This is a genomic window from Streptomyces sp. NPDC058092, assembly GCF_042884935.1.
In the GTDB taxonomy this organism is placed as follows: Bacteria; Actinomycetota; Actinomycetes; order Streptomycetales; family Streptomycetaceae; genus Streptomyces.
Genome location: NZ_JBHVSY010000002.1, coordinates 418,657 through 443,388, shown reverse-complemented (window position 1 = coordinate 443,388; position 24,732 = coordinate 418,657). Strand labels below are relative to the sequence as shown.

Annotated in this window: 18 protein-coding genes and 3 pseudogenes; 14 read left to right on the top strand and 7 right to left on the bottom strand. The window is 70.6% G+C overall.

All coding sequences use genetic code 11. The features are described from left to right. Positions 1-446: 446 nt before the first annotated feature. Entirely contained in the window at positions 447-1,721 is a 1,275-nt protein-coding gene (locus ACFVV1_RS05750) for an LAETG motif-containing sortase-dependent surface protein (protein WP_389984940.1), read from the bottom strand. Positions 1,722-2,012: 291 nt separating this feature from the next. Between ACFVV1_RS05750 and ACFVV1_RS05745 the strand changes: the two are divergent. The 5 genes and pseudogenes from ACFVV1_RS05745 to ACFVV1_RS05725 form a co-directional block, all read left to right on the top strand. After that, positions 2,013-2,197 (top strand): annotated as a pseudogene (locus tag ACFVV1_RS05745) (nucleotidyl transferase AbiEii/AbiGii toxin family protein); the annotation flags it as partial. 434 nt (positions 2,198-2,631) lie between these two features. Then, a complete protein-coding gene (locus tag ACFVV1_RS05740) occupies positions 2,632-3,558 on the top strand; it encodes a serine/threonine protein kinase (protein ID WP_389984937.1) in 927 nt (308 codons plus the stop codon). Positions 3,559-3,562: 4 nt separating this feature from the next. Next, entirely contained in the window at positions 3,563-5,764 is a 2,202-nt protein-coding gene (locus ACFVV1_RS05735) for a protein kinase (RefSeq protein WP_389984934.1), read from the top strand. A 39-nt stretch (positions 5,765-5,803) separates the two neighbouring features. After that, positions 5,804-7,888, top strand: coding sequence for a protein kinase (locus ACFVV1_RS05730; RefSeq protein WP_389984932.1), 2,085 nt, complete (start codon positions 5,804-5,806; stop codon positions 7,886-7,888). A gap of 674 nt (positions 7,889-8,562) precedes the next feature. Further along, on the top strand, positions 8,563-8,961 hold the full coding sequence (locus tag ACFVV1_RS05725) for a DUF4440 domain-containing protein (RefSeq protein ID WP_389984929.1): 399 nt from the start codon (positions 8,563-8,565) through the stop codon (positions 8,959-8,961). Between the two features lie 171 nt (positions 8,962-9,132). On the opposite strand, the gene ACFVV1_RS05720 is transcribed toward ACFVV1_RS05725, so the two are convergent. Then, positions 9,133-10,263: a site-2 protease family protein gene (locus ACFVV1_RS05720; protein WP_389984926.1), complete on the bottom strand. Its 1,131-nt coding sequence runs from the start codon at positions 10,261-10,263 to the stop codon at positions 9,133-9,135. A gap of 244 nt (positions 10,264-10,507) precedes the next feature. Between ACFVV1_RS05720 and ACFVV1_RS05715 the strand changes: the two genes are divergently transcribed. From ACFVV1_RS05715 to ACFVV1_RS05685, 7 genes and pseudogenes are all read left to right on the top strand, one after another. Continuing rightward, entirely contained in the window at positions 10,508-10,714 is a 207-nt protein-coding gene (locus ACFVV1_RS05715; RefSeq protein ID WP_389984923.1) for a hypothetical protein, read from the top strand. After that, positions 10,711-10,782: pseudogene (locus ACFVV1_RS05710) on the top strand (DNA-binding protein); the annotation flags it as partial. The gene ACFVV1_RS05715 and the pseudogene ACFVV1_RS05710, both read left to right, overlap by 4 nt. A 124-nt stretch (positions 10,783-10,906) precedes the next feature. Then, positions 10,907-11,317, top strand: coding sequence for a VOC family protein (locus ACFVV1_RS05705; protein ID WP_389984920.1), 411 nt, complete (start codon positions 10,907-10,909; stop codon positions 11,315-11,317). A gap of 126 nt (positions 11,318-11,443) precedes the next feature. Continuing rightward, positions 11,444-11,884, top strand: coding sequence for a helix-turn-helix transcriptional regulator (locus ACFVV1_RS05700; RefSeq protein ID WP_389984917.1), 441 nt, complete (start codon positions 11,444-11,446; stop codon positions 11,882-11,884). A gap of 10 nt (positions 11,885-11,894) precedes the next feature. Beyond that, a complete protein-coding gene (locus ACFVV1_RS05695) occupies positions 11,895-12,518 on the top strand; it encodes a glyoxalase (RefSeq protein ID WP_389984914.1) in 624 nt (207 codons plus the stop codon). 362 nt (positions 12,519-12,880) lie between these two features. Next, positions 12,881-13,357 carry an iron chaperone gene (locus tag ACFVV1_RS05690; protein WP_389984911.1) on the top strand — a complete coding sequence of 159 codons (477 nt, stop codon included), beginning with the start codon at positions 12,881-12,883 and terminating at the stop codon, positions 13,355-13,357. A gap of 65 nt (positions 13,358-13,422) precedes the next feature. Continuing rightward, positions 13,423-13,581 (top strand): annotated as a pseudogene (locus ACFVV1_RS05685) (NAD(P)H-dependent oxidoreductase); the annotation flags it as partial. Positions 13,582-13,768: 187 nt separating this feature from the next. Here the strand turns inward: ACFVV1_RS05685 and metG are convergent. The 4 genes from metG to ACFVV1_RS05665 form a co-directional block, all read right to left on the bottom strand. After that, positions 13,769-15,373 carry a methionine--tRNA ligase gene (metG, locus tag ACFVV1_RS05680; protein ID WP_389984908.1) on the bottom strand — a complete coding sequence of 535 codons (1,605 nt, stop codon included), beginning with the start codon at positions 15,371-15,373 and terminating at the stop codon, positions 13,769-13,771. Positions 15,374-15,415: 42 nt separating this feature from the next. Next, a complete protein-coding gene (locus ACFVV1_RS05675; protein WP_389984906.1) occupies positions 15,416-15,874 on the bottom strand; it encodes a DUF4913 domain-containing protein in 459 nt (152 codons plus the stop codon). A gap of 150 nt (positions 15,875-16,024) precedes the next feature. Then, positions 16,025-20,140 (bottom strand): tetratricopeptide repeat protein, encoded by a 4,116-nt coding sequence (locus ACFVV1_RS05670; RefSeq protein WP_389984903.1) that lies wholly within the window; start codon positions 20,138-20,140, stop codon positions 16,025-16,027. Between the two features lie 64 nt (positions 20,141-20,204). Further along, positions 20,205-20,513 carry a trypco2 family protein gene (locus ACFVV1_RS05665; RefSeq protein ID WP_389984900.1) on the bottom strand — a complete coding sequence of 103 codons (309 nt, stop codon included), beginning with the start codon at positions 20,511-20,513 and terminating at the stop codon, positions 20,205-20,207. A gap of 181 nt (positions 20,514-20,694) precedes the next feature. Here ACFVV1_RS05665 and ACFVV1_RS05660 point away from each other — a divergent pair, with 181 nt between their 5' ends. Together ACFVV1_RS05660 and ACFVV1_RS05655 are read left to right on the top strand one after the other, a co-directional pair. Continuing rightward, entirely contained in the window at positions 20,695-21,348 is a 654-nt protein-coding gene (locus ACFVV1_RS05660; protein ID WP_198677111.1) for a response regulator transcription factor, read from the top strand. Positions 21,349-21,374: 26 nt separating this feature from the next. Then, positions 21,375-22,622, top strand: coding sequence for a sensor histidine kinase (locus ACFVV1_RS05655; protein WP_389985171.1), 1,248 nt, complete (start codon positions 21,375-21,377; stop codon positions 22,620-22,622). Here the strand turns inward: ACFVV1_RS05655 and ACFVV1_RS05650 are convergent. Further along, positions 22,544-24,274 carry a VWA domain-containing protein gene (locus tag ACFVV1_RS05650; RefSeq protein ID WP_389984897.1) on the bottom strand — a complete coding sequence of 577 codons (1,731 nt, stop codon included), beginning with the start codon at positions 24,272-24,274 and terminating at the stop codon, positions 22,544-22,546. The genes ACFVV1_RS05655 and ACFVV1_RS05650 overlap by 79 nt on opposite strands. Positions 24,275-24,732: the final 458 nt, after the last annotated feature.

Here is a 24,732-nt window from a genome sequence, read left to right as displayed (position 1 = left end):
AGAGCGGATGCCGCTGCGTCCACCATCCTGCGCGGTGACCACCAGGCCGAAGATGAGGTCGCTGAGATCAGCGGGTCTCAACTGGAGGTCACGGGCGACATCGGCCAGCGATGTGCCCTCGGCCCGTATGGCTTTATTCGCGAGTGAGTCGTGAAGTCGGTGGAGAGGCGTAGCTCGTCTCGGGCACGAGGGCGGTGTGCCGCAGGCGGCCGGCGCCTCGGTGCGGGAGCCCAGCAGACGCCAGGCGGGCTGCCGAGAAGGTCTGGACTTCCTGCTACGGGCCCTGCTGCCGCGCTCCGAACTCCGGGCCCGTAGGCGTTGGTCTGCAGGTGGCTACGCGCCGGGGCGGCCGTGTCACCGCAGCGGGCCCGACACCGCTCGGTGTCGGGCCCGTTGGGCGGTCAGCGCGTGGGCCGGGGTGCCTGGTCGGCACCCCGGCTCATGCGTCAGGCGTGGGAGCCGGCCTTGCGACGGCGTACGACGAACACCGCGCCCGCGCCGATCGCCAGGGCCGCGCCGCTCGCGAGGGCGAGCTGCGGCGTCGCGGAGGACGAGCCCGTGGCGGCGAGGCTGCCGCTCACGGGACTGGCCGACGCGCCGCTCTGCGGCTTGAGGTCCGAGGTCTTCGGCTTGGTCGTGCGGGGCTTGGCGTCGTCGACCTTGCCGGGCTTGCTGCCCGCGGCGGCGATCAGGAACTCGTAGCCCTCGAGGTCCGGGTTCCCGCCGCAGGTGCCGTTGTCGTTGAAGTAGTCACCGGCGACGAAGGTGATGCCGTTGCCCGCGGGGGCCGAGGCGTCGACCGTGAGGCGCATCTGGATGTCGGCGTGGGCGCCCGCCTTCAGCGGGCTGATGGCGTCCATGTAGTGCTCGTTGTCGACGGTCTTCCACGTCGAGGACGAGGCGGACGACCACTGCAGGTGCACCAGGTCGTCGATGTCCTTGAGCCCACTCTTGTCGGTCGCGTGGACGTAGGCGAACGGAAGCACCTCGTCCATCGTCTTGTCGGTGCCGTTGGCCACCCGGAGATTGAAGTTGACCTTCGTGCCGGCGACGACTGTGGACGGCAGACCCGTGACGACCGTGGTGAGCTTGGCCTCGGGGACGCAGTCCTCGCCGCCCTCACCGGCCTCCTCCTTCGCCTTGGCCAGCGCCTCGTCGGCGGCGGTCTTGTCAGCGAGCGCCGCCTTGGTGGCCTTCTGCGCCTTGTCCAGCGTCCGGACTGCGGCGACCCGCTCGTCGTCACGCGCGTCCAGGGCCTCCACGACCTTGGCATCGGCGGCGGCCTTGGCATCGGCGGCGACTGCGGCGGCGGCTTCCGCCTCGGTGAGAGTCGTCGCCGCGGCGGTCTTCTCCTCCTCGGTGGCCGTCTCCGGGAGGGCGTCGACCGCCGCCTTGGCGTCGACGACCGCCTGGTCGGCGTCGGTCTTCGCGGTGGCGGCGTCGGCCGCCGCGGCCTCGGCGGCCTTGGCTGCCACGGCCAGGGGAGCGGTGTCGGACAGGAGCGCTTCCAGAGCCGCGTGGGCGGCATTCTCGGCCGCCACGGCGTCGTCGTACGCCGCCTTCGCTGCGGCGGCGGCCTTTTCCAGCTCCGCGACGGACGGCTTCTCCTGCGTCTGCGCTGCCGGCTTGTCGTCGGCGAACGCGGGGGTGACCGACAGCAGGAGAGCAGGCGTGGTCACTGCGGCGGCAACAGCTGTGGCAAGAATCCGGCGAATCTTCACAAGAGCCCTTCGGGGTCCGAAAAGAGAAGAAGGGGTCGCAGTGGAATGGGACACGCAGATGCGACTTGAGGTGATCGTATGGCCGGGGCAACGGTCGACCGTCACGAGTTTTTCACCTGTTCCGGCCAATACCACAACACCGGGACAGACAGAAAAGACGAAAGGGTGCAGTTGCTTTCACTGGCTGTGCTTTCGCTGTGAGGAATGCCACATGACCCTGGTCAGCCGTGATGTCCGTGAGGTCTGGGAGAGCTCCTTCGACGAGCCGGCTCACAGCGCTCAGGCCGCTGCGTGAACCTCACGGACCTGCACCGCCGCCTGCTGACAGACGTGCTCGCCGTGGGCGGTGCCTACCCTCTGGCGCTTACCGGTGGCTACGCGGTTCAGCGCACGGACTGGCCGACCGGCTCAGCCAGGACCTCGACGTCGCGACCGAGAACCCGCAGCGCATGGAGGACATCGCTACTGCCGTGCGCACCGCATGCACGACGACTTGGTGCAGTACCGCAACCAGGATCTGTCGCAACCAGGATCTGCTGATCAACATGTGGCCCGCTCTCCGCACCTTGATCAGCTGCGACATCCGCGACGCCCGGGAGAGCAGCTTCCCAGAGCTGATTCACGACACGGCAGCCGTTACGTGAACCTCACAGACCTGCACCGGCGGCTCCTCGCGGACCGTGCGCACCGGGCTGGAAGAACGTGCCGGCGCGTACGGCCGTTGGAGACCGTTCCACTGCCCCGGGCAGTTGCGGGTGCCACGGGTGCTCCGGGCCGTCAGGCATGCGCTCCTTCTTCGTCCCGAGCCGGCCGGCCGGTCCTGAGGCCCGCCGCCCCGACCCTCCCGTAGGCCCGCGCCGTCACGCCGGTAGTCTCATCTGGCCGTTGTCGTGGCTGGGGGTATTCGCAGATGGAACGAGCACGCACGGAAAGCGCACTTCTGGACGGGTCGCGACGGATCGGCCCGTACCACCTCATCACCCGTCTCGACCCGAGCGGCCCCGGCCAACTGCCGGTCCCCGTACGCCGGTTCATCGGGCGCAGCGCGAACGGTGACCGTACGGTACTCATCAGCGCGCCACTCGACGGCGCCGATCCGGGGCGCTTCCTCGTCGAGGCCGACGCGGGCCGCCGGCTCCTCGGCCCGTGGGTACTGCCCGTCGCCGAGCTTGCCGCCCCGTCCGAGACCCCCTGGTACGCCTCTCCGTACCTTCCCGTACTCCCGCTCCCGGTGGCGCTCGCCGTACACGGCGGCCCGTTGCCCGAGCGCACGGTCCGAGCCCTGGGCGCGGCCCTGGCTGAGACCCTTACGGGCGCGCACGCCATCGGCATCACGCACGCCGGCCTGTCCCCCGCCTCCGTACTCCTCGCCTGGGACGGACCGCGCCTGACCTGCTTCGGCGCGGTCCGCGCGGCGGCCCCGGACGGCGAGCAGCGCACCGGCCTGCCCGGGCTCGAGCCCGGCAGCCTGGCCCCCGAGCAGGCATCGGGCGGGCGGCCCCGGCCGCCCGGCGACATCTACGGACTGGGTGCGGTTCTGGCATACGCGGCGACCGGCCACTCGGTCCCCGACTCCGCGGAACTACCCGAGTCACTGCAGTCGTTGGTCGCGCGCTGCCTGACGCGCGACGCCGCCGCCCGCCCGACCGCGCCCGAGGTGCTGCGCGCGCTGCCCGGAGCGTCGTCCACCCCCATGGCGACGGTCCTGGACTCGGCCGGTGCGCTGCTGGGGCCGGGCTGGCTGCCGAGCCGGGTGGTCGCGGCCATGGCGCGCCAGTCCGCGGAGGTCCTCGCCGCGGAAGTCAGTACTCCGATCTCACGGACGGCCAGGATCTGACGCGATGCTTTCCCCTCTGACCCATGACGATCCGGCCGGGCTGGCGGGCTTTCGGCTGCTCGCGCGGCTGGGCCACGGCGGCATGGGAACCGTCTACCTGGCCCGTTCGACGGGCGGCCGCACCGTCGCTCTGAAGACCATGCACCCGTCCATCGCAACCGACCCGGCGTCGCGCACGCGCTTCCGCCTGGAGACGGACGCGGCCCGCATCATCGGCGGCCACCACGGCGCCGTCGTCGTCGACGCCGACCCCCTGGCGCCCACCCCGTGGCTCGCCACCGAATACGTCCTCGGCCCGCCCCTCGACGACGCCATCGACCTCTGCGGCCCCCTGCCGGAGGGGTCCGTACGCGCCCTGGGCGCCGCACTCGCCGGAGCCCTCGCCCAACTCCACACCTCCGACGTCGTCCACCGCGACCTGAAGCCCTCGAACGTGATGGTCACCGCCTACGGCCCGAAGATCATCGACTTCGGCATCGCCCGCGCCTTTGGCGACGACCACCTCACCCGCACCGGAGCGGCCGCCGGAACCCCTGCCTTCATGTCCCCCGAGCAGGCCATCGGCCAGGAACACACCCCCGCGGGCGACGTGTTCGCCCTCGCCGGAGTCCTTCTTTACGCCGCCACCGGCCACGGTCCCTTCGGCACCGGACAGCCGGCGGACCTCCTCTACCGCGTCCGCTACGCCGACCCGGACCTCACCGGCCTCCCCCAGGCCCTGGCCCCGATCCTCGGCCCCTGCCTGGCCAAGGACCCGGCCCGCCGGCCCACCACCCATGAACTCGCCATCCAACTCCACAGCGGTCAGGGCCACTTCGCCGACCATCTGCCCGATGCACTACTGGCAGACATAGCCCGGCGGGCATCGGAGGTCTGGCAGCACCAGCCGGAGCGGCTTCCCACCCCCGCCGATCACGCAACCGCCGAGACCGTCCCGGTCACCGCCGCGCCCGGCATGAGCCGCCGCAAGCTCCTCACCGTCAGCGGCAGTTCACTGCTGGCCACGACAGGGATCGGCGCGGGTGTGTGGGCAGCGACGAGAGAGCGGGACCCGAACACGCCGAAGTCCACGGGCTCGGGCAACGCTCCTGCGGCTCTGTGGCGGAGAAGCATCGCAACGGCGGCACCCGCCGAGCTGGGGCGTCCGCTGGTGGTCGGCGACAAGTTGATCGTGACCACCGAGGCCGGAGTGAGCGCCGTCGAGGCGTCGAGCGGGCGGAGTCTCTGGTCCGGCAACCCGGTGCTGAGTTCCTGGGACGTGGCCACGGACGGAACGAAGCTCTTCGCGGTGGACTACTCCCTGTCCCCGGGAGAAGGACTGCGTATCGCGCAGATCGACCTCGACGACGGCTCGCTGATGGATCCGGCCGTCAACGAGAAGGCATACAACGGGAAGCTGGTGGGAAATCAGCTTCTCTGCGTCGGCGGTGACGTCGCTTGGCTGCTCACGGCGCGGGTGCGGAAGGAAGACACCGACGAGTCGAGCGGCGTCGGTCCCGAACGAGGCTGGCTCATCGCCTCCTTCTCGCTCTCGACCGGCAAGAGACGCACCGAGCTGGTCCTGGACGAGCCTGTGCCCGGGGAATACCCCTGGGTGACCGGCGTGCGCGCGATCGGCTCGAGCCTGGTCCTCTTCTTCCGTACGAAATCCGGCGGGGTCGACGTACTCGTCTGCGACACGCGCACAGGAACCGGCGTCTGGCGGGCACCCCTCGGCCTCAACGCCGACGATGCCGCCCGCAGTCCCGTCGCCGTGGACAGCAAGCACCTCTACACCGCGTCGGACGCGGTGCGGGCGCGGCGCATGACCGACGGCAAGGAAGCCTGGAGGTACCAGGGAACGAACGTGACCGCGTACGGACCTCCCACGGTGAAGGACGGAGTCGTCTACGCGGTGGAAGCAGCGGGAGCGCCGGGTCTCGTGGCCATCAGCGCAGACACGGGCGCACTCCTGTGGCGGGAGAAGAATCCCGTGTCGTCCGGGCACGAGCTGAAGGTGGCACCCACTGTCGGCGACAAGTACATCTACAAGCACGGTGCGGCGGGGCTGCGCGCGATCGATCTCCGTACCCACGAAACCGCCTGGCTCCACCCGGAGAGTCTCGACAGGTTCACCGCCCTGACCACGACGGGACTGCTCATCGGCGTCGGCGAAGGACCCGTGGTCGCTCTTCCGCTGGAGCCCTCGGACCACGCCTCCTCATAGGCTCCCCACCTCATCACCACGAAGGGCTCGGCTCACACCATGCAACCTCTCGGTTTCGGCGACCCGATCCGGCTGGGGCCGTACCGCATCGCTGGAGTGCTCGGCGAGGGCGGCATGGGCAAGGTGTACGTAGGTCACGACAGTTCCGGCCGCCTCGCAGCCGTCAAGGTGCTGCGTCCTGAACTCGCGCACAACCGCAACCTCGCCCAGCGGTTCCTGCGCGAGGCCCAGACCGCGCAGGCGGTGACCAGCACCGGCGTGGCACGCGTCGTCGGCTCGCAGACCGAGGGCGGGCGCCCCTGGATCGCCACCGAGTATCTGTCGGGGCCGACACTGGAGCAGGCGATCACGGACCACGGACCGCTGGACGACGCCGGCGTACGCGCGCTGGCCGGCGCCCTGGCATCGACGCTGCAGGAGATTCACGCGGCGGGGCTGATCCACCGCGACCTCAAGCCGGCCAATATCGTGCTCACTTCCTCGGGCCCCCGCATCATCGACTTCGGCATCGCACGCCCCGAGCACGGCCTCACCCTCACCACCACAGGCCAGGCACCGGCCACCCCCGGATACGGGGCACCTGAGCAGATTCTGGGTCAGCGGGTCGGCCCGTCGGCCGACGTGTTCTCCCTCGGTGCGGTACTGGTGTACGCGGCAAGCGGCAGGCAGGCGTACGAAGGTGCGCATGTCGCGGCGGTGCAGTACGAAGTGGTGCACGGAAGCCCCGCCCTCGACGCCGTGCCGCAAGCGCTCCGCCCCCTCATCGCCCCCTGCCTGGCCAAAGAGCCCGCACACCGTCCCCACCCCTCGTCGGTCATCCAGGCATTCGCACCCCCTCGCGGCGCACACCGGTTGTGGAAACAAGGCATTCTCGGCAGGCAGATCAAGGAGCACGAGACCCGGACACATCAGCTCACCACTCTGGCCGCCACCACTGTTCCGGGTGCGAAGCCGTCGCGGCGGCGCTTCCTCACCTCGCTCGCCGCCGGCGGAGCGGTGCTGGCACTGGGAGGAGGCACAACAGCCTGGTGGCTGACCAGAGGGCCCGATCTGCCCGACGCCGCGGACGCCGAACCGGCAAAGCTGCTGGCTTCCGGCGAGTACGAGCCGGGCACGCCGCCAAAACCCCTGTGGGGGCCGCTGAAGGCAGCCGCTCCGAGCGCGTCCATGCTGTTGCCGGTACGGGATGTCGTCATGTTCGCCGGCCCGTCGGGAGGACTTGCGGCGCACAGCGTGACCGACGGCCGGCAGAAGTGGTCGCTTCCGGAGGTGTCGCCGTCCGCGGGCTTCCTGCGGCTGACGGCCGAGCAGTTCGTCGCGGCCGATGCCGACGGCAACGTCCTTGCCTTCGACGCGTCCACCAGTGAGCCGCGGTGGAGTGTCCCGGCGAAGGCGGAGAGACTACTGGCCACCGCACCCGACGCGGCGCTCGTGTACGTGCTGACGAAGGACGGCGAGGTGGCCGCGGTCGACACCGAAGCCCGCAAGGTCCGCTGGACCGCGGAGGCCCCCGCGGGCATCGTCATCGACCCGGCGGCCGTGGCCGGTGCGGGATCCGGCCGGCTGGTCGTCTGCACAGCGGACGGGCACTACTTCGCCCTCGACTCGGCCGACGGCAGCAACGCCTGGCAGTTGGACGGCCAGGCCAGGACGGCGTTGACACCGGCCGTCGAGGACCGATTCGTCTACGTCGGCGGGAAATCGCTCCTGGCACTCGACCTGAAGAGCGGCGACGAGGTGTGGTCCGCGGCTTCGCAGTCGTTGAACCCCGATCAGGACGGGTGGGGCTCTCCCGCGACAACCGACGACTCCATCGCCGCCATCGACGACGGCCGTCTCTACCGGGTCGACAAGGCATCCGGCAGCGAAGCCGGTGTCTCATGGCCGGACGGCACCCTCCCGTCCCGCACTCCACCGGTCGTCCAGGGCAACACCCTGTGGATCGTCGAGGGGGGCACCTCGTCAGGCGTATCTGCCTTCGGGAACAGCCCGAGCGGCGAATCGGACGGCCGACTCATGTGGACCTACGAACCCGAGTCGAAAGGTCTCTGGCACATGGCCGCCGCGGGCAACCGGGTGTTCCTGCTGAACAGGGGCTCGGTCGTCGCCCTGCCGGTGTTCTGAACGTACGCTCACTGCCCGGACCCGCCGGTGCCACCGTACGGCGGATGCTGGTGTGGCGGGCCGGTCCTGAGACGGGTACGGACTGGGCGGCCCCGAACGTATGCGACCTTCACCCCGGACGCGTGGACCGTCGTCATGGTCCTCGCCGCACTCCGTGGCCCACCGATCCGACAACGCGGGCGATGACAGCCGGCAGTGCCCTCGAACGGCTCGTCCGAGGGCAGCAGCCGGCGGCGATTCCGGTTGTAATGCCGGCGACAGGGGACGCGGACCGATTCGTTGCTTCGATACCTGTGAAACGCGAAAGGGGTCACGCTGTGCCGGTGATGGAGCGTGTACCGGTCGGGGAGATCGGTGGCGACGAGGGGCAGTGCGCTTCGGTCTGTCCGCGGCGCCGACCCCTAGCGGCCGGACCGTTGCGGAGGGCAATCGCCGGTTCCGCCGCACCGCTGTAGCCGCGGTCGCACCTCGCGTGGCAGGAATGCGTGACCGTCGGCAGCCGCAGTCCGCAACCGGGTCGAGACCGCCGCCCGGGCCTGGAAGAGCCGGCTCATGGATTCCAACCAGTCACCCTGACCAGGAGACCGCTGCAGGTCGGGATGCCCGCATCCGCCCCGGTCGGCTGGGTGGTCTCGGCAACTGAGCCCTCGCCCTTCGGTGTTAGCGTCGCGTCCATGTCCAAGACCGAGATCGACTCAGTGACCGCCGAGTTCTTCGGCGCCTTTGACAATCGGGGCGGCAAGGCTGCCGACGTGGCCCGGATCCGGCGGCTGGTTCTTCCGAACGGCGTGATCGTCAAGACCGCCCCAGAGTTCACGGTCTACACCGTGGACGAGTTCATCGAGCCTCGCCGGCGACTGCTGTCCGACGGTCGACTGGTCGGGTTCTACGAGTGGGAGACCTCCGAGCGGACCGAGGTCGCGGGCGATATCGCGTCGAGGTTCGGCGAATACCGCAAGTCCGGAGTCTTGGACGGTGAGCCGTTCGAGGGTGGCGGGACCAAGACCATCCAGTTCGTCCGTACCTCGGACGGCTGGCGGATCACGGCAATCGCCTGGTACGACCGGCCCTGATTCGTCGTGCACTCCGTCGGGGCTGGATGGCCGGCCGAGAGACACTTCGGTCACCGAGGGAGACGCGTGCCACTACGTGCCGGTCAAGGGGGTCAGGAACCGGTGAACAGTGGTCGACAGGCAGCTCCCCACGACCCGCGGACGCACCACTTGAGAGTATGGGCCCCGGGCTCAGTCGGGCCCTTGGCCCCCCAGTGTGTGCCGCTGGATCAGCTGTGAAATGTCCTTCGCGGTGACGATTCCCACCAGATGGTGCCCGTCCACGACGAGAATGCGCATACCAGTACCCGGGCGGAGCTTGTCGAGAGCCTCACTCAGAAGATCACTCGGGGCGGCAACTGCGCACTGTGACAGCGGGACCGCCACCTCGCGCACCCGCAGCTCCTCCCGGCGCGCTCCCGGTATCCGGGCGAGCTTGCGTATCTGAACGATCCCGCTGGGACGGCCTTCGAAATCGAGCAGCGGCACAGCGGAATGGCGGGAGTTCACTGCCACCTCGTCGATGAAATGCCGGATGGTCAGCCAGTCGGCGCCGGTGGTCACCGGGCTGGACATGGCATCGGCGACCTTGATGCCCCGCAGTGCTGTGTGGATCACGGCGCGCTGCCGTTCGGTGCCGGCGACGACCGTGATGAAGAGACCGACGAAGATGAGCCACAGCCCGCCCGGCGCCCCGCGCAGGAAGGAGATCCAGCCGAAGGCCATCAGCAGCCCGCCCATGACCTGACCGCTTCGGGAGGCCGCCCGATCCGCACGTTCCCGGTCTCCGGTGCGCCACCACAACAGCGCCTGCACCACCCTTCCGCCGTCGAGCGGCGCAGCGGGAAGGAGGTTGAAGGCGCCCAGGAACAGGTTCGCCCAGCCGAGCCACACCAGAACGGCGGCGGGCACCGCCCAGCCAAACATCGCGTGCAGCCCGATTCCCGCTCCGAGCGCGACGCTTCCGATGGCCAGGCTGGTGAGCGGCCCGCTGATCGCCACTGCGAAAGCCACCGCGGCCGTCGGCGGTCGCCCCATCCGGGTCATCCCACCCAGCGCCCACAGCGTCACATCCTGTACCGCGATCTTCTTCCTGCGGGCAGTCGCAGCGTGTGCCGTCTCGTGGAGCAGGAGGCTGCCCATGAGCAGCAGGGCCCCCACGGCACTGGCGAAGGTGTACACCGCATCCGAGCGCCCTGGAGTCCATGCGGGGAGGGTCTGGCGGCCGAGACCGTACGCGAACAGGACCACCAGCAGCGGCACGCTCCAGTGCATCCGCAGTGGTACCCCGACAACTTGTCCGACACGGACCGAGCCGTTCATCGTCGTCTCCCGCCGGCTCGGCACCCGGTCCACCGGGCAGGACCTCGCGACCTGACTCCATGAACCGACCAGCACGGCACCCACCCACCATTGTCGCTCTCGGAATCTCCCGCAGTCGGCCAGGGACCAGGACGCGTTCCCTCCTCAGTTCCGTGGACCCCGTTCAGCGCGTCGCTGCGTAGATACGGTCGGGGAGGGCGCCGGATCTGGGCCGGACCTGCCGACAGCACTGTGGAGGTGCGTCATGGGGCGCAGCCATCACTTCCACCTCGATCAGGGTGACCACTCGATCACCGTGAACGTCGGGCCCGGAAGACACGGAGAGATCGAGCTCCTGGTCAACGGCAAAGTGGTCGCGTGCCGGAAGCAGCACGCCCCCGGGACGAGCTTGCTGACCGGCGAACTGCCCGAAGAGCCCGCCAGCACCTCCAAGGATGCGGACGCCGCATGAGTGAGCGCATCGAAACCGTCGTGCTGGACTCGGAAGGGCTGTCGGCCTGGATGGCACTGGACCGCCAACGGTCCGGGGCTTCGTCGTTGTCCAGACCTGCCGGGGCTCGCGTTGCGCCGATCCGGGTCGGGTGACCGGACCGGTCAGGAATCGAGAAGCGCCGGTCACCGGACCGCAACTAGCGTGATGGCCATGGACCTCACCATTCACACGACCATCCTCCCGCACGACGACCCGGACGCCGCCGTGGCCTTCTACCGCGACACCCTCGGCTTCGAGATCCGCACCGACGTCGGACAAGGCAAGATGCGCTGGATCACGGTCGGCCCCGTCGACCAGCCCGGCACCTCCATCCTCCTGGCGCCACCGGCCGCCGACCCCGGGGTCACCGAGGACGAGCGCCGCACCATCGTCGAGATGATGGCCAAGGGCACCTACGGCTGGATCCTGCTGGCCACCCGGGACCTCGACGGCACTTTCGAGAAGGTGCAGGCCGGCGACGCCGAGGTCGTCCAGGAGCCGACCGAGCAGCCCTACGGCGTCCGCGACTGCGCCTTCCGCGATCCCGCGGGCAACCTGGTCCGTATCCAAGAGCTTCGCTGAGGCGTTCGGCAGTCGGTTCGGCCTCGGTGGCCGGCGCCACGATCACCTCGCCGCCTGTCTCGGGAGGCAACCCACGTGCTCGCGAACATCGATGAAGGGAGTTCTCTCATGTGCCATCCTGCCTGGATGAGCGCACTTACCGCGGCGCAGCGCCTGAGCGACCTGGCGCGGCTGCGCCGCGTTCGCGATCGGATCGACCGGGAGTACGAGCAGCCGTTGGACGTCGAGGCGCTCGCCCGCGGCGCGAACATGTCGGCCGGACACCTCAGTCGCCAGTTCCGGCTGGCCTACGGCGAGTCGCCGTACGCCTATCTGATGACGCGGCGCATCGAGCGCGCGATGGCGCTCCTGCGCCGTGGCGACCTCAGCGTCACCGAGGTCTGTTTCGCGGTCGGCTGCTCGTCACTGGGCACTTTCAGCAGTCGCTTCACCGAGCTGGTCGGTGTGCCTCCCAGCGTCTACCGGCGCCGGGAGGCGGGCGGTGCGGCGGGGATACCGTCGTGTGTGGCGAAACAGGTGACCAGACCGGTCAGGAATCGAGAAGCGCCGGCGACGAGCCGTAACTAGCTTGGCCACTATGACCTCCATCGAGTCCGTCACCCTTGAGGTGGCCGATCCCACGGCCGCCGACCGCTTCTACACCGCCTTCGGTTCGGGTATTCAGGTGCACCTGCGAGCCTCAAAGGCGCCGACGACCGGGTTCCGTGGGTTCGCGCTGTCGCTCACGGTGTCCCGGCCTGCCGACGTCAGCAGCTTCATCGGGGCCGCCCTCGACGCCGGTGCCACGCCGCTGAAGCCTGTCTCGAAGTCGTTCTGGGGCTACGGCGGCGTCGTACAGGCTCCGGACGGGACCATCTGGAAAGTCGCGACATCCGCGAAGAAGGACACCGGCCCGGCCACCGGGCAGATCGAGCAGACCGTGCTCCTGCTGGGGGCCACGGACGTGGCCGCGAGCAAGCGGTTCTACGTCGACCGCGGCCTCGCCGTGGCGAAGAGCTTCGGCAGCAAGTACGTCGAGTTCGTCTCACCGGCGGGTTCCGTCAAGCTGGCGCTGTACGGGCGCCGTGCCCTTGCCAAGGACGTCGGCGTCCCCATCGACGGCAGCGGCTCGCGCCGGCTCGTGCTGGGCAGCGATGCCGGGTCTTTCACCGACCCGGACGGGTTTGCCTGGGAGGCCGCGTCGGTGACGCCCACGCCCTGATCCGTCCTCGCTGTCCGCCCGACCCGGCTGCCGGTCACGGGACGACCGCCCCGACGGATTCCTGCCCCTGGAGGGGCAGCGGAACACTCGCGCGAAACAGGACCGAGACCTCGTGCGCAACGGCCGTCGGCTCGGCTTCCCGCCGCACGGGAACACCCCCGGGTCCTGCTCACCCGTCCGCACCGCTGAGGGCGCGGAGTCACTGGTGCTCGTAGGCCAAGTGGTGTCGCCGGTGGGCGTCGAGGTCACTGGTGCTGTTCTCACCCGGACGACAACCGACCAGTTCTGAAGAAGTCGGCGCCGCAGCGGATCCCTGGCATCAATGGGTCCTGCTCAAGCCGCCGCGAGAAAGGAATCCCGCGATGAAGAGCACGCAGACATCCATCAGGAGCACCAGCGCAGTCGACGAGAAGTACGACGGTTTCACGGACACGGAACGAGGCGCGATGAAGGAGCGCGCCCAAGAGCTGAAGAAGGCCGCGCGCCGCGGTCCGCGTGCGGCCAAGGCGGACGGGGAGAGCGAGGTGCTCGGGAAGATCGCCGAGATGCCGGAGGCGGACCGTGTCCTCGCCGAGCGGATTCATCACATCGTCAGGACCAACGCGCCGGGCCTCTCGCCGAAGCTCTGGTACGGGATGCCCGCGTATGCCAAGAACGGCAAGATCATCTGCTTCTTCCAGAGCGCGCAGAAGTTCAAGGCGAGGTACGCCACGCTCGGCTTCAGCGACCAGGCGAATCTCGACGAAGGCACCATGTGGTCCACCGCCTACGCCCTGACGGAACTCACCGCCGCCGACGAGGCACGCATCGGCTCGCTCATCAAGAAGGCGATGAGCTGAGACCGGTCCTTTCCCCGGAACTGTCCGCCCAGTCGTCCCTGAACGGGGTGAAGGACCTCAGGACCATGGACGAGGTGACCGCCGTGAACAGGCTTGCCGAGGACTGGGCGGTCACCCGCCCGCTGATCGAACAACGTCTCGCGGCCGACGTCCTGCTCATCGGCACGCCCATGTACAGCTTCTCCGTCCCCGGCGCCCTGAAGACCTGGACCGACCGGGTGACCCTGCCTGACCGACCCGCTGTCAGCGGGGCCGATCGTCACCGAACCGGCGCCCATGCAAAACGCCCGGCTGGGAAACCCCAGCCGGGCGTCTGTCCGAACTGCTCGCGGCCCGGACAACCGGCCACGCGTTGCAACGACCACGGGAAACCGCCGCGTGCGGTCCCGGCCCCTCGTCGTGTGTACGTACTTACGCCGGCTTCTCCTCCAGGCGGGGGAACAGCACCGCGCCCTTCGTCACCGTCGTACCCACCGGGAGCCGGCCCCAGGTGCCCGCGTCCTGTACGCGCTGGTCGGACAGCGCGCCCAGGGACGCCTCGGCGCCGAGGGAGTCCCAGAGCTTCTGCGAGGTCTCCGGCATCACGGCGTTCAGCAGGACCGCGACACCGCGCAGCGACTCGGCGGCCGTGTACAGGATCGTCGCGAGGCGGGCCTGGCCCTCGGGGGACGTGTCCTTGGCGACCTTCCAGGGCTCCTGCTCCGTGATGTAGCCGTTGACCTGCTTCACGAAGCCGAAGATCGCCAGGATGCCGGCCTGGAAGTCCAGCTCCTCACCGATCTTCTCGTCGGCCGTCGCGACGGCCTTCGCCAGCCCCTCCTGGACCGCCTTCTCGGCGTCACCCGCGGCCGTGGCCTCGGGGAGCGCCCCGCCGAAGTACTTGCCGACCATGGCGGCGACGCGCGAGGCGAGGTTGCCGTAGTCGTTGGCGAGCTCGGAGGTGTAGCGGGCGGAGAAGTCCTCCCAGGAGAACGAGCCGTCGCTGCCGAACGCGATGGCGCGCAGGAAGTACCAGCGGTACGCGTCCACGCCGAAGTGCGAGGTCAGGTCCTGCGGCTTGATGCCGGTCAGGTTCGACTTCGACATCTTCTCGCCGCCGACCATCAGCCAGCCGTTGGCCGCGACCCGGCCCGGCAGCGGCAGACCCTGCGCCATCAGCATCGCGGGCCAGATCACCGCGTGGAAGCGCAGGATGTCCTTGCCGACCAGGTGGACGTCGGCGGGGAACGTCCCGTCGAACTTCTCCTGGTTGGCGCCGTAGCCGACCGCCGTGGCGTAGTTCAGCAGGGCGTCGACCCACACGTAGATGACGTGCTTCTCGTCCCACGGCACCGGGACGCCCCAGTCGAAGGTCGAGCGGGAGATGGAGAGGTCCTGCAGGCCCTGCTTGACGAAGTTCACGACCTCGTTGCGGGCGGACTCGGGCTGGATGAAGCCGGGGTTGTTCGCGTAGAACTCCATCAGCTTCGGGCCGTACTCGCTCAGCTTGAAGAAGTAGTTCTCCTCCTTGAGGATCTCCACCGGCGTCTTGTGGATCGGGCACAGCTTGACGCCGTTCTCGTCCTCGATGAGGTCGCCGGGGAGCTTGTACTCCTCGCAGCCCACGCAGTACGGGCCTTCGTAGCCGCCCTTGTAGATCTCGCCCTTGTCGTACAGGTCCTGCACGAACTCCTGCACCCGGTCGGTGTGCCGCTTCTCCGTCGTACGGATGAAGTCGTCGTTCGCGATGTTCAGGTGCTCCCAGAGGGGCTTCCAGGCCTCCTCCACGAGCTTGTCGCACCACTCCTGCGGGGTGACGTTGTTCGCCTCGGCAGTGCGCATGATCTTCTGACCGTGCTCGTCCGTGCCGGTGAGGTACCACACCTTCTCACCGCGCTGGCGGTGCCAGCGCGTGAGCACGTCGCCTGCGACGGTCGTGTAGGCGTGGCCCAGGTGAGGAGCGTCGTTGACGTAGTAAATGGGGGTCGAGACGTAGTACGCCGTCGCCCCCTGCTTCTCGGATCCAGTGGCCGCCATGGTCGAAATCCTAACGGCCTGCGGAAGATCGACTCACACCGATTACGGTCGGCCGCCCTCGGACCAGGGGGCGAAGGGGTCCTCGGCGTGGACGGAGAAGGCGGGGATGTCCAGCAACTCCGCCGGGGCAGGGACGACCGGGAGGTCGGTGCCGTCGCCATGACCCGAGCGGCAGTTCCGGAAGGGGCCGGTCACCGGGTGCAACAGCACGGTCATATGCGGGTCCAGATGGTGCAGCCACCAGTGCGACAGGCCGAGCCCCGTGTCCTGCCGCAGATATTCGAAGGCGCGCCACAGCACCCCGAGCCTGGCGATGACCTCCGGATGCTTCCACCAGTTCGGGCACCAGGCGCCCACCCCGGTGACGTCACGGTCCCGGAGTATCGGGGCGAGGTACTGGGTGACAAAGGCGTCGAGGGTCGGGAAGACAAGATCGCGCTGCTGTTCCTGACGGGTGACCGCATCGGCGTCGAAGGAGTCGTAGGGGTTCTCGGTGGTCACGGGGGCACTCCTCGTCCGTCACTTCTCGTCGGGCACTTCTCGTCGGGCACTTGCCGGCCATCATTTATCGGCAGTCGTTTGTCGGCAGTCGTTTGTCGGCATTCGTTTGTCGGCGGCCGCTTCTTGGCGGTTGTTCCCGGAGGCAATGGCTCATGCGGCGTGGCGGTGCCGGACGGCTTCGGACTCGGCGACGCGGCCCAGTCGCAGCAGAATTCCGGCGACCAGGGTGACCGCCTCCCGCTGCGCCGTGGTGTACCCGGCGGGGTCGCTGCGGGCCAGGTACCGGTAGAGCGCGAGCGACTCGCGGGCCGGTGCGAGAGCCGCGGCCGTGGCGTGCCAGTCGCCCCGGAGGGCGCCGCGGTCCAGGACCCGGGCCTGTTCCAGGAGGTGCCAGGCCAGATTGCCGAGGCTGCAGGCACCCTCCGCGAGGGCGGCCCGGCAGAGAGCGACCGCGCGTCGGGAGTGGGCCCGCGCCTCGGTGTACGCCCCCGTCCGCGCGTATGCCGAGGCGAGGCAGGTGTGGTCGGTGGCACGGTGGACGGCCGGCCGGGCGTCGGCCCCTGCGGCCGTCTCCAGCAGACGCAGCCCGGTGCGCACCGCGGCCCGGTGGCGGCCCGTGTTGCTCTGGGCGTTACGGAGGCGGGCGAGCGCGAGAAGGAGCCCGTCACGCGCAGTCTCGTCGCCCCCGGCGCGGAGCATGCCGGCGTACAGATCGACGGCCTCTTCGAGGAGCGGGATCACCTGACGGACGTCCGTCGGATTCTCGCCGAGGGCGCTCAGGCACCGGGCGAGCGCTTCGGCCCAGCTGTCGGGGTCCGCCCGGTGTCTGCGGCGCAGCAGGATCAGCGCCTCCCGCAGCAGGATGCGCTGGGCCACGATCCCGTCCTGCCGGTTGTAGGCGTAGGCGAGTTCGGTGAGGACGTAGATCAGTTCCCCTTCGCGTTCGTCGTGCTTCCTGGGAACACCGGCGGCTTCCCGCAGAAGCACACGCCGCAGAGCGACGCATTCGCACAGGGCAGTGATCGCCTCCGGGTATCTGCCGATCCGCGACAGGGTCCAGCCCAGATCGGACAGGGTGTCCGCGGTGCGTGCTCGTTCCGGGCCGAGGGGGTTCGGTATGAGGCGTCGCAGGGCCAGGGCGCGCGACGTGAAGTCCAGGGCCTCGGCCCACCGCTCCTCGACCCGGAGCAGGTACGAGATGCGGACGAAGGAGTTGGCCAGTGCGGTGCGTCGGCGTCGCCGCGGTGTCCCGGCGGGCAGTTCCTCGCGCAGCGAGGCGGCTCTGCGGGCGGTCTCCAGCGCCGCGCCCCGGTCGCCCAGGTCCTCGTGCACGAAGCTGAGATTGTGCAGGACCTCCGCGAACGGTGCCTGGTGGACGGCGGGGCGCTCGGCCGCCAGCGGTTCAAGGATGCCCAGGGCCTCGTCCGCCATGGCCATGGCCTCCGCCAGCCGGCCCGCCGTGTTGTAGGTGACGAAAAGGGACTGCAGTGAGTGCGCCAGGCGTGTCGCGTAGCCGTCACGGTTGGCCGCGGTCAGCCGCCGCAGCAGGGCCACCGACTGTTCGTCGGCGGCGATGGCCTGGTCGTACTCCTCGTCGTGCCAGTGCCCGACGCTCAGATCCCGCAGGCTGTAGGCCAGCAGGTCCTGATGCCGTCCCGGCTGCTCCTCGTTCAGCCGTTCGCTCTCCTCCCCCGCCCTCCGGCTGTGCTCGTCCGACTCCTCCCGCCGGTCCATCCGCCACAGGACGGAGGCCACCTGGCGTTCCGACTGGATGAGGTCTCGCCGGTGCGGGGCCGGGTCCTGGGCGGCGAGCCGCAGCCGCAGGCGGAGCGCGTGGTGAGCGGCCCGGGACTGGCTCTCCAGGTCGTCGTCGGAGAGGGCCATCGCGTACAGGTACAGCGCGTGGGCCAGATCGGCCTCGTGGTCGCCCGGTTCGTCCGCGACCGGGCCGAGGCAGAGCTCCACGGCCTTGCTGCCGGCCGCCAGCGCGGTCTGCTCGTCCGCCATGTCGAGGCTGCGTGTGGCCAGATTGCGGTACGCCCACGCCAGCACCGTCGCGGGCGTACCGGGCTCGGTGGCGTACCGGTCCAGGAGCATCCGCGCGATCCGCAGGGCCAGCGGGGCCAGCACATGGGAGCTGTCGGGCAGCGCGGCCGCGCACGCCCGGAGCACCGGCGCGGCGACCCGTACCTCGTCGAGGGTGCCGTTCAGCTGGGACAGGAGCTGCTCCGCCATGGTGGAGCGGCCCGCGTTGGCATGGCCGACCACCGCCCGGGTGAGCACGTCCAGGGTACGGATCTGCTGTTCCGGCGATCCGTCCCGGAACAGCGCGGTCAGCAGGCCGTCCGTTTCGATGAGGGTGCGGCTCGCGTGGTACTCCGCGATCCGGTCCGGGTGCAGCTGGCCCCAGTAGAGGGTGTTCTGCGGGGACGGATACAGGGCGCGCAGCCACTCGGCGACGCGGGTGCGCAGACCGGACGGGATGCCCGGGATCCGGCCGGCCGTGGCCACCGCCTCCGCCGGGCCGGACGCGCCGCACAGGGTCGCGGCGGTGACGGCCCGGGACAGCTCGGCCTCCCCGAGCGGGATGCCCACGGCGGCGGCGGACCGTACCCAGTAACGCTTCTCGTGCCTCAGAAGCGCCATCGGCAGTGGCTCGGTGGCGGGGGCGGACTGTGCCCGGTCGTGCCGGAGCAGGGCCAGCAGGGCACTCATCTGAATGGTGAGCGCCGCCTCGAAGACGGGCCGGTCCGCCGTGGGCGGCGGGGACACCGAGCGGGCCACCGACGGCCAGTCCACGCCGTGGTGGTCCGGCACCTGCCCCAGCAGTTCCGCCAGGTCCTTCGCCGCCTGTACGAACGCGGAGTCACGGTCGACGACCGAGTCGTCGAGGGCGGGCAGGAGGGTGAACGGGGCGAGGTCCAGGAGTTCGTGCACGGAGGCGGGGGCGTCCCTCGCCTCCGTCTTCCACGTGCCGATCGAACGGGACAGCAGCAGGACCCGGACGGGGTGGGCACACTCCAGCGACTGGCGGATCAGCTCCCGTATGAGATTCGGCCGGGACTCGGCATAGTCGACGACGAACACGGCGGGGTGCTGGATCCGGGCGAACCCGCCGATGTGCGGGAGCAGCGCCGCGGCGGTGTCCGGCAGCTCGCTCCGGATGAATCCGGCGGCCCAGCCGAGCGAGCGCATCGTGGTCACCAGCCACCTGGCGAGCCGGGTCTTGCCCTGGCCGCCGGGCGCCACCAGGACCTGCACGGCGAGCTGTCGGCCCGGCGCCTCGCACCAGGCGCGGAGCTCCTCGCGCTGGTCCGTCCGGCCGCGGAACGACACGGCCTCGACATCGGCCCGCAGCAGTGTCGCGGGGGAGACGAGGGCACGCTGCGGGGGCGCGGGCGAGAGCAGGGCGGCCAGGTCCGCGGCCTCGGCCTCGGGGCGCAGACCGGTGTGGGCGGTGAGTGTGCGGACGAAGGCGTCGTCCCGCAGCAGCTCATGACTGCGGGTGGCGGAGAGCCGGGCACCGGTGCGGGCTCCCCGGTCGTGCCGGACCACCCCGAGCAGCAGGGGGCCGCTGAACACCGCGGCGCCCGACATCCCGGACCACGGGGACACGCCGTCGTGCGGCGTGCCACCGCCGGGGCCACCGAACGTGGAGGCCGTCCCCAGCAGCTCGTAGCGGCCCTTGGCCCTGCCGGTCAGCGGATTGACGGTGGCCGACAGCTGCTCGACGCCGCTGCCGGAGGCGTCGCGCTGCATACGGGGGTAGCCGACACAGGAGACGGTGTGCCCCGTGGTGTCGGTGACCAGCCGCCCCCAGCGCTGGATGCGGAAGTCCCCGGACCCGTGCGAACAGGCGGGCGGCCGCCAGGCGGCTGCGGTGATGTGCAGCAGCGCCGCGTCGACCGTGTCGTCGAGCCGGGACCATACGGACGGGGCGGGCCACTCGGTGAAGGGCGGTGAGTCGGTGAAGGGCGGCGCGTCGGGATTCGGCGGTGCGGCGGGGTCCGGTGGCGTGGCGGGGATCGGTTGCGCGGAGGCGTCCGGTTGCGCGGCGGGGATCGGTGATGCGGCGGGGTCCGGGGGCGCGGAGGCGTCCGGCTGCGCGGAGAGGTCCGAGGGGACGGCGACCAGCGGCTCGGCGTCCTCGGCCAGCAGGTGTGCCGCGGTCAGCACCAGCCGGGGTGCGACCAGATAGCCCGAGCCGGTGCGGGTACGTCCGTCACGGTGGCGGACATGGATGCGGACCACACGGTGTTCGTCCACGGCACCCCACCCCCGTACGTCTCGTCCGCCGTGCCCGGCGCGTCCCGCCCGGAATCCGGGTCACCTACTCCCAGTCGCCGATCTGTACGTCCCCACCGCCCGGCCGCTCCGGTTTCAGCGTCAGGCTCACCCGCTGCACCGACCTCCGGCCGCTCTCCTGGCGGGCCTTCGCGTCGGCGACGCCGAAGCGGAGACCGCCACCGCCCTCCCGGGTCCGCATCAGCTCCAGCTCGAAGTCGACGGTGATCTGCTCCACACCGAAACGGACCTCGGAGCGCTGGGCCCTGCGCTGCGACTCGGCCACCTGGGAGCGCAGCAGATCGAGGGCGTCCGCCAGGTCGAGCCAGTCGTCGCCGTCTGTGGAACCGGTCACCGCACCCCTCCGTTTCATACACGGGTCCAACACCTTGAACATGTAACGCGCTTGAGGCCGGAGTTGGTTCCGGGAGCCCGGTGACAGGCTGTGCGGAGACCTTTGCGAAACATCCCTTCCGGTAACAAAGACGCATCCTGGGAGGGAGTGGACACGCATGCACGAGGCAGGGGACATCACGATGCGGGTACTGGTCGCCGAGGACGAGGAGATACTGGCGGAGCTGGTCGCCACCGGGCTGCGGCGGGCCGGGTTCGCCGTCGACACGGTGTACAGCGGCGATGCCGCCCTCGCCTACCTGGGGCTGCACGACTACGACGTCGTCGTCCTCGACCGCGATCTGCCACGGGTGCACGGTGACGACGTGGCGCGCGGGCTGGTCGCCTCCGGCTCCCGGACCAGGATCCTGATGCTCACCGCCGCCGGTTCCATGGAGGACCGGGTCGCCGGCCTCGATCTCGGCGCCGACGACTATCTGGGCAAGCCGTTCGAGTTCCCCGAGCTGGTGTCGCGGGTACGGGCGCTGCGGCGACGCAGCGCCCGCCCCGTACCGCCGCAGCTGGAGCGGCACGGCATCCGGCTCGACACCGTGCGGCGCACCGCTTCCCGGGAGGGGCGGGAGCTCGACCTCTCGCCGAAGGAGTTCTCAGTGCTCCAGCTGCTGCTGGAGGCGGACGGCGGGACCGTCAGCGCGGAGGAGCTGCTGGAGCGGGCCTGGGACGCCAACGCCGATCCGTTCACCGGCGCCGTACGCGTCTGTATGAGCAAGCTGCGGGGGAAACTCGGGGAGCCGGCCCTGATCCGTACCGTGCAGGGCGTGGGGTACGCCCTGTGAACCGCCCGCCGCGCGGCCCGTCGGTCCTGCGCGTCCTGCGTGTCCAGCGCGTTCCACGCGTCCCGCACGTCCAGCACTCCACGATCCGGACGCGGATCGCGCTCGTGTACGGCGGGGTGTTCCTGGTGCTCGGGACGGCGCTGCTCGCCACCGTCAACCTCGCCTCCCGTGCCGGTACGGACTCCCAGGCTCGCGCCATCGCCCGCACCGCCGCGGTCGTCCAGCCCGGCTACGCGGTGAACGGCCCCCTCGTCACCCGGCGGACTCTCGGCCCGCCCACCGTCTACGACCTCACCGACCACGTCAGCGACGCGGCCGGTCATCAGTTGCTCGTATGGTCCGTGGCCGCGCTGCTCGTCATGACGGCCTGCGCGGTCGCGGTGGGGTGGTGGACCGCGGGGCGGGTCCTGCGGCCCGTCCACGCCATGACCGCGAAGGCGCGCCGGCTCTCCGAGCACACCCTGCACGAACGGATCGCGTCCAGCGGCCCCGACGACGAGCTGAAGGAGCTCGGCGACACGCTCGACGCGCTGCTGGCCCGGCTGGAGAAGGCGTTCGACAGCCAGCGCCGGTTCATCGCCAACGCCTCGCACGAACTGCGCACCCCCCTCGCCACCCAGCGGGCCGCGATCCAGATCGGTCTGGACGACCCGTCCCAGGAGGATCTCGTACGGACCCGGCAGACGCTCCTGGACAACAACCGGCGCAGCGAGCGGCTCATCGAGGGGCTGCTGGTCCTGGCCCGCAGCGAACGCGGACTCGCGGCGAGCGAGCGGGAAGCGGTGGACCTCGCGCAGGTGGTGGCGGAGGAGGCGGCCCGGCACCCGGGCGTGAACGTCGACGCCGGGCCGTGCGCGGTACGGGGGAACCGGCTGCTGCTCGCACAGCTGGTGGCGAATCTGCTGGCCAACGCCGTCACGTACAACGTGCCCGACGGGACGGTGGACGTGTCCCTGGTGACGGCCGGCGGCGGGGCACTGCTGGAAGTACGCAACACCGGGCCCGTGGTCGACGCGGCGGACATCCCCGGGCTGTTCGAGCCGTTCCGGCGGGGCGAGGGCAAGGACCGGATGGGGCGGGGCTCGGGTCTCGGTCTCTCGATCGTGCGTTCTATTGCGGTGGCGCACGGCGGTACGGTCACGGCGGTGCCGGGCCCCGCGGGCGGGCTCGCCGTGACCGTACGCCTGCCGGTGGCTCAGCCTTCGGTCGCCGCTTCGGTCGCCGCTTCGCGCGCCGCGACCCAGGCGGGGAGGGCGGCGAGGACCTCGCGGTAGAACGTGGCGTCCGCGACCTCACGGGGGGCGGGGCCCGCGTGGAAGAACCCGGCGTTCGGGACGTCCAGCTTCCGCAGGAAGTCGAAGCCCTTCGCGTCCTCGTCGCCGAACGCGACGAACTGGAAGAACAGCGGCAGCCGCGCCGCGTCGGCCAGCGCCTGCTTGGCGGGCTGCTTGGCGTCCGGCGGGCCGTCCGTCTGGAAGATCACCAGAGCGGGGCCGGTCGCCCCCGACTTCTCGTAGTGCGCGACGACCTCTTCGACGGCGCGGTGGTAGTTCGTACGGCCGAGGCGGCCCAGGCCCGCGTTCAGTTCGTCGATCCGGCCCTCGTGGGCGGCGAGGTCGACCGTGCCGGTGCCGTCGATGTCGGTCGAGAAGAAGACGACGGGGACGGTGGCGCTCTCGTCCAGGTGCGCGGCGAGGGCCACGGTGCGGTCGCCCAGGTGCTGGGCGCTGCCGTCCTTGTAGAACGGCCGCATGGAGCCGGAGCGGTCGAAGACCAGGTAGACGGTGGCACGCAGCCCGGTCAGCCCGTGCGCCTCCAGCGCGGCCTGGGCGGCCTCGTACGGCTCGACGAGCCCGGGCGCACCGGACTTGACCCGGGCGAGGGGGAGGGCGGGCGCGGGGGCCGGGGTTGCTTCGGGGGCGGGGTCGGGGGCCGACGTGGCCTCCGGCTCGGTCTCGGTGGCGGGTGCGGGTGCGGGTGCGGCCTCCGGCTCCGGCTCGGTGGCGGCGGCGGCGACGGGCTCCAACTCCGGCTCCGGTTCGGTGGCGGGCACAGTCTCCGGCTCGGCGGGAGCCTCCGCCGTGGCGGGTTCGGGCTCGGTGGCCGGCTCCGCCGTCGGCTCGGAGGCGGTGGCGACGGGCTCGGCAGCGGTGGCGACGGGCTCCGGCCCCGGTTCGGTGGCAGGTGCGTCCGGCTCGGTGGCCGGGTCCGCCGTCGGCTCGGCGACGGCTGCGACGGGCTCGGGCTCGGCGGTGACGGGCTCGAGCTCGTCCACGGCAGCGGCCTTCGGCTCGGCCTCGGCAACGACGGGCTCCGGCTCGGTGGCCGCCTTCGGCTCGGCCTCGGCAACGACGGGCTCCGGCTCGGTGGCGGGTGCGGTCTTCGGCTCGGCGGGGGCCTCCGCCGTGGCCTCGGCCTTGACGGGCTCGGCCTCCGGCTCGTCCTCGGCAGGAACGTCGGCCTCTGCGACGGCCGTGGCCTCCGGCTCGGTCTTGGGGCCCTCCGCAGCAACCATCTCCGGCTCGGTCTCGGTCTCGGTGGCGGGCGCGGCCACCGGCTCCGTGACCTCGGCCTCCGCCGGCTTCGGCTTCGGCTTCGGCTTCGGGGCCGAGCCCTGGGAGGGGACCGTGGCCAGGGACGCCTTGTCGAAGGCCGCTGCCACCAGGTCGGATGCCAGACCGCTGTCACCGGTGGCGGGCCGGGGCGAGGCGGGGGCCGGTACCGAGGCCTTGGTGGCCGGGGCGGTTTCGCGCACCGGGGCGGATTCCGTAGCGGGCTCGTCCACCGTCGTCGTGACCGGCTCCGACTCCGCGGGCGCGGTGCGTTCGGTCTGGGGCGGGACCGTGGCCGTCGGCGCCGACGCCGGCGCGTCCTGCTCCGCGCGGTCGCGGCCGAACACCTTGCGCAGCAAGCTCCGAATGCCCATGGGCGAGGCCTTTCGCGTGAGTTGGGTGCGATAAATGTCCGACCTGCGGGATTCATCCCTGGCCAGGGCGGATACGTAAGGTTAGCGGCCGGATCCGGCCGTTCGGTGGTGCGGCCCGCCCGTGGGAAAACTGAGCCGCAACCGAGCTCCGACCGAGTCCTGCGCGCATGCCGTGCGGACCTGATGTACGTCGTTCACATGTGCCCACGTGGTCCCGAGTTGCCTGGTCGGCGTGAGCGGAAGGTGTGCCTGACCAGCAGTCAGGCGCACCGTTGCCTGTTATCCGGCATCGCCGTGGCGGGCGAGGTGATCAGTGGTTTCGGCTGATCCGCAGGAACTGATCCGGACCGGGATCCGACCGGATCAAAATCTGACCGGATCAGGCCTGTCGGGATCAGGACCTCACCGGATCAGGGCCTGGTTCACAGGACCTGGTCCGCGTCGCGTGACCTGACCCG